The organism is Saccharopolyspora sp. NPDC003752 (genome assembly GCF_053605825.1).
Genome location: NZ_JBSGJZ010000020.1, coordinates 72,218 through 82,910 on the forward strand (window position 1 = coordinate 72,218; position 10,693 = coordinate 82,910).

At 69.2% G+C, this 10,693-nt stretch carries 10 protein-coding genes; all 10 read left to right on the plus strand.

The features are described 5' to 3' along the window. The first annotated feature begins 11 nt into the window (after nt 1-11). The 10 genes from ACWEV3_RS24910 to ACWEV3_RS24955 all read left to right on the plus strand — a co-directional run bounded on the left by ACWEV3_RS24910 (nt 12) and on the right by ACWEV3_RS24955 (nt 10,660). Nucleotides 12-200, plus strand: a complete 189-nt coding sequence (locus tag ACWEV3_RS24910) for a hypothetical protein (protein ID WP_452616229.1) — start codon at nt 12-14, stop codon at nt 198-200. Continuing rightward, nucleotides 194-2,293, plus strand: a complete 2,100-nt coding sequence (gene glgX / locus ACWEV3_RS24915; RefSeq protein WP_452616230.1) for a glycogen debranching protein GlgX — start codon at nt 194-196, stop codon at nt 2,291-2,293. Before ACWEV3_RS24910 ends, glgX begins: the two co-directional genes overlap by 7 nt. A 2-nt stretch (nt 2,294-2,295) precedes the next feature. Continuing rightward, nucleotides 2,296-4,434 carry an AGE family epimerase/isomerase gene (locus tag ACWEV3_RS24920; protein WP_452616231.1) on the plus strand — a complete coding sequence of 713 codons (2,139 nt, stop codon included), beginning with the start codon at nt 2,296-2,298 and terminating at the stop codon, nt 4,432-4,434. Between the two features lie 29 nt (nt 4,435-4,463). Continuing rightward, entirely contained in the window at nt 4,464-5,915 is a 1,452-nt protein-coding gene (locus ACWEV3_RS24925) for an ankyrin repeat domain-containing protein (protein ID WP_452616232.1), read from the plus strand. Nucleotides 5,916-5,943: 28 nt separating this feature from the next. Continuing rightward, complete coding sequence (locus ACWEV3_RS24930; RefSeq protein WP_452616233.1) at nt 5,944-6,252, plus strand: muconolactone Delta-isomerase; 309 nt, start codon at nt 5,944-5,946, stop codon at nt 6,250-6,252. A gap of 17 nt (nt 6,253-6,269) precedes the next feature. Then, nucleotides 6,270-7,103 carry a type 1 glutamine amidotransferase domain-containing protein gene (locus ACWEV3_RS24935; RefSeq protein ID WP_452616234.1) on the plus strand — a complete coding sequence of 278 codons (834 nt, stop codon included), beginning with the start codon at nt 6,270-6,272 and terminating at the stop codon, nt 7,101-7,103. 64 nt (nt 7,104-7,167) lie between these two features. Continuing rightward, nucleotides 7,168-8,847, plus strand: a complete 1,680-nt coding sequence (locus tag ACWEV3_RS24940; protein ID WP_452616235.1) for a thiamine pyrophosphate-binding protein — start codon at nt 7,168-7,170, stop codon at nt 8,845-8,847. 53 nt (nt 8,848-8,900) lie between these two features. After that, a complete protein-coding gene (locus tag ACWEV3_RS24945) occupies nt 8,901-9,338 on the plus strand; it encodes a nuclear transport factor 2 family protein (RefSeq protein ID WP_452616236.1) in 438 nt (145 codons plus the stop codon). Nucleotides 9,339-9,346: 8 nt separating this feature from the next. Further along, nucleotides 9,347-9,910: a DJ-1/PfpI family protein gene (locus ACWEV3_RS24950; RefSeq protein WP_452616237.1), complete on the plus strand. Its 564-nt coding sequence runs from the start codon at nt 9,347-9,349 to the stop codon at nt 9,908-9,910. Between the two features lie 48 nt (nt 9,911-9,958). Then, nucleotides 9,959-10,660 (plus strand): EthD domain-containing protein, encoded by a 702-nt coding sequence (locus ACWEV3_RS24955; RefSeq protein WP_452616238.1) that lies wholly within the window; start codon nt 9,959-9,961, stop codon nt 10,658-10,660. Nucleotides 10,661-10,693 lie beyond the last annotated feature (33 nt).

Sequence of the window (10,693 nt, forward strand, 5' to 3'; positions counted from 1 at the left end):
CAGCAGATCCAATGTCTCCGCAGTTCCGGTGCGACGACAACTGCTCTTTGGTGCGCATCGACCGGCACTTTGGTGCCGATCGCGATCACACCGAGGTACCTACGGAATTCGTACCTGCTGACGTGGTGGAAGCCCGCGCCTCGATGGAATTCTTCGATGGCGCAAGCAAAAACGACGTTGGCGGGAGTGACGGATGGTGAGTGCCGAACTCGGCGGACGGCGGGTGGCGCGCGGCCGGGCGCAACCGCTCGGCGCCACGCCCGACGAGACGGGGGTGAACTTCTCGATCTATTCACCGCGTGCGACTTCGGTGCAGCTGCTGCTGTTCGACGGCGAAACCGAGCCCGCGGTGGTGGAACTGGATCCGGCAGTGCACCGCAGCTTCTACTTCTGGCACTGCCACGTCGGCGGAATCGGGCCGGGCCAGCGCTACGCGTTCCGGGTGGACGGGCCGGGCGATGCGCACGAGAACGGGTCGCGGCACGATCCGCAGAAGGTGCTGATCGACCCGTACGGCAAGGCGATCGACAAGACCCGCTGGGACCGGAACGCCGCGGTCGGGCCGGGTGACAATTCGTCCACCGCGATGCGCAGCGTCGTGCTGGACACCGGCCGGTACGACTGGGAGGGTGACGCCCCACCGCGAATTCCGCTGGCGGACACCGTCATCTACGAGATGCACGTCGCAGGGTTCACCAAGTCGCCCACGTCGGGCGCGGCGGCACCGGGCACCTTCCGCGGTGTGATCGAGAAGATCCCGTACCTGGTCGATCTGGGAATCACGGCGGTGGAACTGCTGCCGGTGTTCGACTTCGACGCCACCGAGGTGCTGCGCACCAGCCCGGACGGCGCGGAGCTACGCAACTACTGGGGCTACGACCCGATCGGGTTCTTCAGCCTGCACCAGGAGTACTCGTCGGCGGGCACGCCGGAAGGCTGTGCCGACGAGTTCCGCGACATGGTCAAGGCCCTGCACCGCAACGGGATCGAGGTCATCCTCGACGTGGTCTTCAACCACACCAGCGAAGGCGACGAGCACGGGCCCGCGATCTCGTTCCGCGGCACGGCGAACGAGTCCTACTACCACCTGTCCCCGGACGACCCCGGCTACTACATGGATTACACGGGCTGCGGCAACTCGGTGAACGCCAACCACCCGTTGGTCACCAAGATGATCTGCGACAGCCTGGAGCACTGGGTCGTCGACTTCCACGTGGACGGGTTCCGGTTCGACCTGGCCAGCGAACTCGCCCGCGGTGTGGGCGGGGCGGTGCTGGAACAGCCGCCGGTGCTGTGGGAGATCGAACTGTCCGAAGTGCTCCGCGACACCAAGATCATCGCCGAGCCGTGGGACGCCGCCGGCGTCTACCAGGTCGGCAACTTCCCCGGGCAGCGCTGGTGCGAGTGGAACGGCCTGTTCCGCGACGACGTGCGGCGGTTCGTGCGCGGTGACGGCGGCATGGTCGCGGCCGTGGCCCGTCGCATCGCGGGCAGCGAGGAGATCTACGGCCCGCAGGGGAAGGTGGCCACGAACGGCATCAACTTCGTCACCGCGCACGACGGCTTCACGCTCCGCGATCTGGTCTCCTACAACCAGAAGCACAACGAAGCCAACGGCGAGCAGAACCGCGACGGCAGCAACGAGAACTACAGCTGGAACTGCGGGGTCGAAGGCGACACCGACGATCCGGGCGTGCTCGCCCTGCGCGGCAGGCAGGTGCGGAACCTGGCCGCGATCCTGCTGCTCAGCCGGGGCACTCCGATGATCCAGGCGGGCGACGAGGCAGGGCGGACCCAGCGGGGCAACAACAACGGCTACTGCCTGGACGACGAGCGGACCTGGTTCGACTGGTCGCGGCTGGCCGCCGACTGGGACCTGCTGCGGTTCTTCCGGGCGATGATCGACCTGCGGCGGCGGGTGCCCGCGATGCGCAGCCCGCGGTTCTTCGGCGACCGCGCCAACGACCGCGGCGAGCCCGAAATCAGCTGGCACGGAACCGAACTCGGCTGCCCGGAGTGGCACGACCCGAACGCGCGGGCGTTCGCCGTCACGCTGGCCGGGTTCGGCGGCGACCCGGACTGCCACGTCATGTTCAACATGTTCCACGAGCAACTGCGCTTCGAGCTGCCCCGGCTCCCTGGACGGCGCTGGCTGCGGGTGGTGGACACCGCGGCACCTCCACCGAGCGACTTCCTCGCTCCCGGAACGGAGATCCCGGTCGCCGGTGACGAACTGGTGGTGGCCGACCGAAGCATCGTCATCCTCCTTTCCAGCCCTGAGCAGAGCAGGTAGAAATGGCAGACAATCCCGACTTCGTCCGCTCCGACCTCGTCGCGGGATACGTCGAACCCGGCGTGGTGCAGGACTCCTTCGGCATAACGACGTCCGACGGGCGCACCGTCACCGCACACCTGGTGCCGAACACCGCGTCGTCGATCCTGCACAACCTCGACGAGCCCTACCGAGACACCACCGCCCGGACCCGCGAACTGCTCGCCGGGGGCGGCTACGTCCTGGTGCGCGGCATCTACTACCCGGATCCCGGCGGATGGTGCTTCGAGGCGAGCCACATCTGCTTCGCCACGGAGGCCGACGGCGCGTACGTCTTCGAGGACCCCGAGTGGTGGGTGGGGCAGGCCCGCTCGATCGCCGACTTCTACCTGCGGGCCCAGTTCGGCGACGGTGCGCACGACTGGCGGCGGTACCGCACCGACCTGACGCTGGACGGCAGGCACCTGCCGGGCGACGCCGAGGGGCACCGGCAGGAGACCGACACCATCTCGCGACTGGTGTACGGGCTGGCCACCGCATACCTGCTGACCGGCGAGGACCGCTTCCTGGACGCCGCCGAGGGCGGCGTGGCCCACCTCCAGGAGAACCTGCTGGTCCGCAACGTCGAGGACGGTTACGCCTACTGGTACCACGGCCTGGACGTCACCGAGCGGGGACAGCGCAAGATCTTCTCCTCGGAGTTCGGCGACGACTACCTCGCCGTGCCCATGTACGAGCAGATCTACGCCCTGGCCGGGCCCGTGCAGACCTTCCGCGTCACCGGCGATCCCGGCATCCTGCGCGACCTGGACCTGACCCTGGCGCTGTTCGACCGGTTCTACCGCGACCGCGAGCGCGGCGGCTACTTCTCGCACATCGACCCGGTCGCGCTCGACCCGCGGGCGCCGGAGCTGGGGCACAACCGGGCGCGCAAGAACTGGAACTCCGTCGGCGACCACGCGCCCGCCTACCTGATCAACGCCTTCCTGGCCACGGGACGCGACGACCTGCGCGACTTCCTGCTCGACACCAGGGACACCATCATCCGCCGGATGCCGCAGGACGACTACAGCCCGTTCGTGCAGGAGCGCTTCCACGAGGACTGGTCGCCGGACCGGGAATGGGGGTGGCAGCAGGACCGGGCGGTCATCGGGCACAACCTCAAGATCGCCTGGAACATGATCCGGCTGCGCAACCTCGACGACTCGCCGGCCGCGCTGGAGCTGGCCGAGGAGATCGGGAGCAGGATGCCCGACGCCGGCGGCGACCGGCAGCGCGGCGGCTGGTACGACGTGGTGGAACACCGCACCCGCGAGGGCTCCGCGCGGCACCGCTTCGCCTGGCACGACCGGAAGGCGTGGTGGCAGCAGGAGCAGGGAATCCTGGCCTACCTCGTCCTGGCGGGCACGCTCGGCACGCCCGAGCACCTCGCGCTGGCCCGGGAGTCCGCGGCGTTCTACAACGCGTTCTTCCTGGACCACGACGACGGCGGCGTGTACTTCAACGTGCTCGCCGACGGCACTCCCTACCTGGTGGGCACCGAGCGGCGGAAGGGCAGCCACTCGATGTCGGGCTACCACTCGGTGGAGCTGTGCTACCTCGCGGCCGTCTACACCGGACTGCTCGTCAGCGGCAAGCCGATGGACCTGCACTTCCGGCCGGGGCCGGCGGCCTTCGCGGACGGGTTGCTGCGGGTCGCGCCCGATCTGCTGCCGCCGGGCCGGGTGCGGATCAGCGACGTGTGGATCGACGGAGACCGCTACCACGACTTCGACTCCGAGGGCCTGCTGGTGCGGTTGCCGGAACGCGACCGGCGGATCCGGGTCAAGGTGCGCCTGGCGCCCAGCGACCTCGATTTCGACTGCTTCGCCGAGGAATCCGCGACCGGGGCGCGCATCGTGTGCCGCGGCGCGCTGACCGCCGAGCACGTCGCCGAGTTCGCGGCCCGGCTGGAGGCGGCCATCGCCGCCGATGCCGAACGCATCGAGCTGGTGCTCACCGAGGTCACCGAGATGTCCTGGCCCGCCATCAACGAACTGCTGTACCTGGAATCCCACCTGCACCTGGGCGAGGACCTGGTCGTGGTGGACCCGCCGCAACGCCTGGCCGGGGCGCTCACCGGAACCGGCGCGATCGTCGCCGGTGGCGGCGGAACCGACTGACGCGAGCGGAAGAACGGAAAGGGCACACCGTGCGCACCGAAGAGACCTACGAGATCGCCAGGCGCTGCTTCGAACACCTCGGCAGCGGCGACCTCACCGGCCTGCTCCGGCTGGTCGACGAACAGATCACCTTCGAAATCCCCTGCAACGAGCAGAACTGCGCCATCCCGTACGTCGGCACCCACGTGGGCCGCGATGCGATGCGCTCCGCGTTGCTGACCGCCGCCGACGAGCTGCGGGTCACCTCCTACGTGCTCCGGGACCTGCGCGCCCAGGGCGACGTCGCGATGGCCACCATCGCGGAAGAGGCCACGCACATCGCCACCGGCGCCCACGTCGAGGTCGGTGCCGCGCACCGGCTGGTCTTGGGCGGCGCGGGCAAGGTCAGCTCGTGGCAGGTCTACTTCGACCCGGCGGGGCTGGGCGCGGCATTCCGGAGCCACCGGAACACGTTGCTGTTCCAGGCGATTCGCCATCGCGATGCCGAGTCGGTGCGCGAGCAGCTGGCCCGGGGCGCGGACCCGGACCACCGCGACGTCGACTCCGGGCTGACCGCGCTGATGGCGGCGGCCGGGCGAGCCGACGGCGCGACCGTGCGCCTGCTGCTGGCCGCGGGCGCCGACGTCCATGCGGCCGACAGCGCCGCCGGGGCGACCGCGCTGCACAAGGCCTGCCAGGGCGGTTCGCCGGAGGTGGTCCGGCTGCTGGTGGAAGCGGGGGCGCAGGTGGACGCCACCGTGCCGGGCACCGGGCACACGCCGCTGATGGAGGCGTTGTGGTTCAAGGAACCCGAGATCGTGCGCTACCTGCTCGACCGCGGCGCATCGGTGAACCTGGCCACGCACTACGGGTTCAGCATGGCCGAGCACCTCGACTACGAGATCAACGTCAACACCATCGGCAAGGAGCGGCTGGTCGCCGCCGACGAGCACATCCAGCGATGGCGGCGGGACAACGCTGCCTACGCGGAGGCCCAGCCGCTGCTCGACGCGGTGGCCGCCGGTGACACCGATCGCGCGCTCGCGCTCATCGCCGCCGGCGCCGACGTGGAAGCCCGCTATCCCAAGCGCAACGACTTCAACGACGGGCACACGCCGCTGCTGGTGGCGACGCGCGACGGCCACACCGAGATCACCCGCGCACTGGTGGCGGCGGGCGCCGACGCGAACGCCGTCGAGCCGGTCTTCGGCGCGGTGCCGCTGCACAAGGCCGTCTACAACGGACGGACCGACATCACCCGAGAACTGCTCGCCGTACCGGGAATCCTGCTGGACTTCCAGGGCGCGACCAACGGCTACACGCCGCTGCACGACGCCCTCTGGCACGGCTACGAGGAATGTTCCCGCGCGCTGATCGACGCCGGCGCGCGGCTGGACCTGGAGGGACACGACGGCAAGCGTCCGCTGGACATCGCCGTCGAGGTCTTCGGGTCCGACCACGACCTGGTCCGCGAGCTGCGGACCGAATCCCAGCAGTACTGACCGAATTCGCACATCGCGAGGTAGTTGGATGCTGTTCTACGTCCAGATGAAGTGGAACCACGAGGGACGGATCTCGCTCGACGAGATCTGGGACGTCCAGGCCGACGAAACGGCCCTGGCCCAGCAGACCGTCGATTCCGGAATGACGGTCGGGATCTGGAAGGTGGCCGCGCAGAAGCGGGTCATCGCGGTGGTCGACGTGGAGTCGATCGAGGAACTGGACCGCACCGCGCTCGGTCGCCTGCCGATGCGCGAGTACCTCGAATTCGAAGTCGTGTGGCCGCTGCGCGACTACGCGGGCTTCGGCGAGGACGTCAAGGCGCACTACAACGTCTGATGGGAAAGAGGACGAATATGAGCAAGAGGATTCTGGTCGTCGTTTCCGAGTACGGCTACTGGGGCGAGGAACTCGTCGGCCCCTTGGAGACGTTCGACGAGGCGGGCTACGAGGTCGAGCTGGCCACGCCGACCGGCCGCCGCCCGCTGGCCATCACGGTCAGCATGGACCCGGAGCTGGTCGACCCGCCGCTGGGCAAGGCGGTGACCACGCCGGAGATGGCGGAGAAGGTCCGGGTGCTGGACGGTTCCGACCGGCTCGAGAACCCGATCAACATCGCCGACTGGCTGCCCGACCGGCCGTACCACAGCTCCCCGAACTTCCTGCGGGAGCTGGAGGCGTACAACCGGGACCTGGCCCGGGTGCAGGAGGAGATCGCCGAGCGCTACGACGCGCTGCTGCTGGTCGGTGGTAGCGGGCCGCTGGTGGACATGGTGAACAACTTCCGCGTCCACGACCTGATCCTGGCCTTCCACGCCCTCGACCGGCCCATCGCCGCCGAGTGCTACGGCGTGGCCTGCCTGGCGTTCGCGCGCGACTTCAACGAGCGCGTGAGCATCATCCGCGGCAAGCACGTCACCGGGCACGCCATCGAGCTGGACTACAAGGACTACACCGGGTTCATGCGGACCGACTTCATCATCGGCCCGCCGCCGTACCCGCTGGAGTACATCCTGCGCGACGCGGTCGCCCCGGACGGCGCCTTCCACGGCAACTTCGGCAAGGAGCGTTCGGTGATCGTGGACTACCCGTTCATCACCGGCCGCACCACGCCGGACTCGTACCTGACGGGGCAGAAGCTCGTCGAGGTCCTCGACGAGGGCCTGCGCGAGTGGGGCTTCCACCGCTGATGACGGCCGCACCGGCACCGCTCGCCCCCCGGGCGGTGCCGGTCCCCGGCGAGAGAGGTCGATCATGACAACAACGATCCTGGCCAAGGACGCGGTCGTCGAACAGCTCCGGATCGACGGCGTCCAGTACGTCTTCGGCAACCCCGGCACGGTGGAGCAGGGCCTGCTGGACTCCATCGAGCAGGCCGGCAGCCCCGAGTACGTGCTGGTGCCGCAGGAAGCCGCGACGGTCGGCATCGCCGACGGCTACGCCCGCGCCACCCGCAAGCCCACCGTCGTGCAGCTGCACACCGGTGTCGGGCTCGGCAACGGCATCGGGATGCTCTACCAGGCCAATCGCGGGCACAGCCCGCTGGTGGTGCTCGCCGGTGAGGCGGGACTGCGCTACGACGCGATGGACTCGCAGATGGCCGCCGACCTGGTCGGCATGGCCCGCCCGGTCACCAAGTGGGCGACGAGGGTGGTCGACCCGAACTCGGTGCTGCGAGTGCTGCGCCGGGCGATGAAGATCGCCGCGACGCCCCCGATGGGGCCGGTGTTCGTGTCCCTGCCGATGGACGTGCTGGACGCCCCGACCAGGGAACGCCCGCACCCGACCTCGTTCCTGCACACCCGCGCCCGGCCGGACGAGGAGGCGATCTCCCGCGCGGCGCGGATGCTGGTCGGTGCCGAGCGCCCGATGATCATCGCCGGTGACGGGGTCGCCTACGCCGATGGGCAGGCCGAACTGGCCCGCCTGGCGGAACTGCTCGGCGCCGAGGTGTGGGGAGCGGATTGGGCGGAGGTGAACATCGCGCCCGGGCATCCGCAGTTCTGCGGTCAGCTCGGCCACATGTTCGGCGCCGCCAGCCGGCGCACCACGCTGCGCGCCGACGCCGTGGTGATCTGCGGGACCTACGTGTTCCCGGAGGTGTTCCCGGAACTGCACGAGGTGTTCGACCCGACCGCCCGTATCGTGCACATCGACCAGAACACCTGGGAGATGGCCAAGAACTTCCCGGTCGACGTCGGCATCGTCAGCGACGTCCGCGAGGGACTGGCGGCACTGGCGGAACAGGTGGACGCCGAGCTCGAACCGGAACAGCGCGGGCGGGCGCGCATCCGGGCGCGTGAGATCGGTGAGCGCACGGTCGCCGACCTCGCCACGGCGCTCCAGGAGGACGAGCGGCGGCACGACGACTCGCCGATGCCGGTGTCCCGCTTCGCGAAGGAACTCGCCCGGTGCCTCCCGGCGGACACGGTCTACTTCGACGAGTCGTTGACCGCGTCTCCGGAGCTGTTCCGGTACCTGTCGCCGAAGGCGCCGGGGGAGTACTTCCAGACCCGTGGCGGGTCGCTCGGTGTCGGGATTCCCGGGGCGGTCGGCCTGAAGCTGGCCAACCCGGACCGGACGGTCGTCGGCTTCGCCGGCGACGGCGGCACGCTCTACACCGCCGAGGCCATGTGGACCGCCGCCCGCTACGGCATCGGCGCGAAGTTCGTGATCTGCAACAACCGCAGCTACGAGCTGCTGAAGCTGAACATCGAGGAGTACTGGGACGAACTCGACGTCGCGGTGCACGACTTCCCCGGCTCGTTCGACCTGGCGCGGCCGCCGATCGACTTCGTCCGCCTGGGCGAGGCGTTCGGGGTGCCGGGGGCCCGGATCGAGCGACCCGACGAGGTGCGCCCGGTCGTCGAACAGGCCCTCGCCTACGACGGGCCGTTCGTGATCGAGGTGCTGACTCCCAAGATCGTCAGCTGAACCGGCATCAAGTCCGAAGTAGACCCCGAGTTGCGGGGCAGGGAGGTTTTGCGATGAACGACGGAACCGTCGACGAGGAGACCACCGAGAAGGTGGTGCGCGAGTGGTTCGCGGCGCTGGGCGAGGGCGACCTCGCGCGGGCGTTCACGCAGTTGGACGACGACGTGGAGTGGGTCAACAAGCCGTCGGTGGCGGGACTTCCGGAGATCCTGCCGTGGGTCGGCACGTTCCACGGCTTGGCGGAGGTGCAGAGCTCCTTCGAGATCTTCCACAGCCTGGCCGAGGTGAACTGGGTCGAGCTCGTCGAGCTGCTGGTGGACGGCGACCAGGCCGCGGCCGTGCTGCGGGAGAAGGCCACGGTCCGCGACACCGGGCGCACCTTCTCGACGCAGTACGTCGAGTGGTTCACCGTGCGCGGCGGGAAGGTCACCAACTGGCGCATCTACATCGACGCCACGTGCATGGTGGACGCCTTCCGCGGTCACCTGTGAGCCGGCCGATGCCCGGCCGGACGACGAAGGTGGCCGTTCTCGTCGAGAGCGACTACTACGAACCGGAGATCTCCTACTACCAGCGGCGCTTTCCCGAGGACGGGATCGAGGTGGACTTCGTCAGCCGGCTGTGGGGACAGCCGGAGCTGACCTTCCACGGGCACGAGTACCAGGTTCCCTTCCGCTGCGGGATCGACCTCGACGACGTCGACGCCGCCGACTACCAGGCGGTGATCGTGCCGTCCGGCATGGTGGCCGATCGGTTGCGCTACAGCGAGGACGTCCACCGGGAGCCACCCGCGCTGCGGTTCCTTCGCCGGGCGTTCGCCGAGGCGGGAGTGGTCAAGGGGATCATCTGCCACGGCATGTGGCTGCTGGCCGCCGCCCCCGAACTGGTGCGGGGGCGAAACGCGGTGGTGCACAACAACCTTTTCGGCGACCTGCGCAACATGGGCGGCAACTACGTGGACCAGGACGTGGTCGTCGACGGTGACCTGGTCACCGCGCGAACCGGCGAGCACTGCAACGTGTTCGCCCGGCGAATCATCGAAATGCTGGCGAACCAGCGGTGAGTCAGCCGCGCCATCACGGCGCGGAGAATTCCGACGAGGAGTGTTGGGTTGATTCAACAGCTCATCTTCGCTCGCCCGAAACCCGGTATGAGCGAGCAGGACTTCCAGGACTACTGGATCGACGTGCACGCGGTCGAGTACGCGAGCAAGATCCCGCAGATCAAGCAGTACATAGTGGACCGGCGGGTGGATTCCGCCGTGGACGAACCCGGTGGCCCGCTGTTCAGCGGCGTGGCCGAGATGTGGGTGGAGAGCGAGGCCGACCAGCTGGCCGCGGTGCAGTCGCCGGAGTACGTCAACGGCGCGCGCGAGGACGAGCCGCGGTGGGCGGCGTTCTGGCAGACCCTGGCCCTCGACACCGATGCGCACGTGCTGCGGCCCGGGCAGGAGTACGTGGCGGGCCCGACCGACCGGGTGAAGCTGATGGTGCTGGTCAAGCGCCGCAGCGGCATGGACCTGGAGTACTTCCGCCGCTACAGCCTCGACACCCACGCGCCGAAGCTGCTCGGCATCCCGGGCCTGCGGCGCTACGTGCAGAACCACACGCGGGACGCGGCCTACGCGGTGGCCGAGGCGCCGCTGGACTGCGTGCACCAGCTGTGGTTCGACGACCAGGAGGCGCTGGCGGAGGCGCTGGCGTCGCCGCAGTTCGGCGTGGTCCGGCAGGACCTGCGGACCTTCGTCGAGCAGCGCTACATCCACTCCATGGTCGTCCAGGAGAACTGGATCATCCCGCCGGGCACCCGCTGATCCCCGGATCCCCGGGGTGAGCCGGCCATGAAC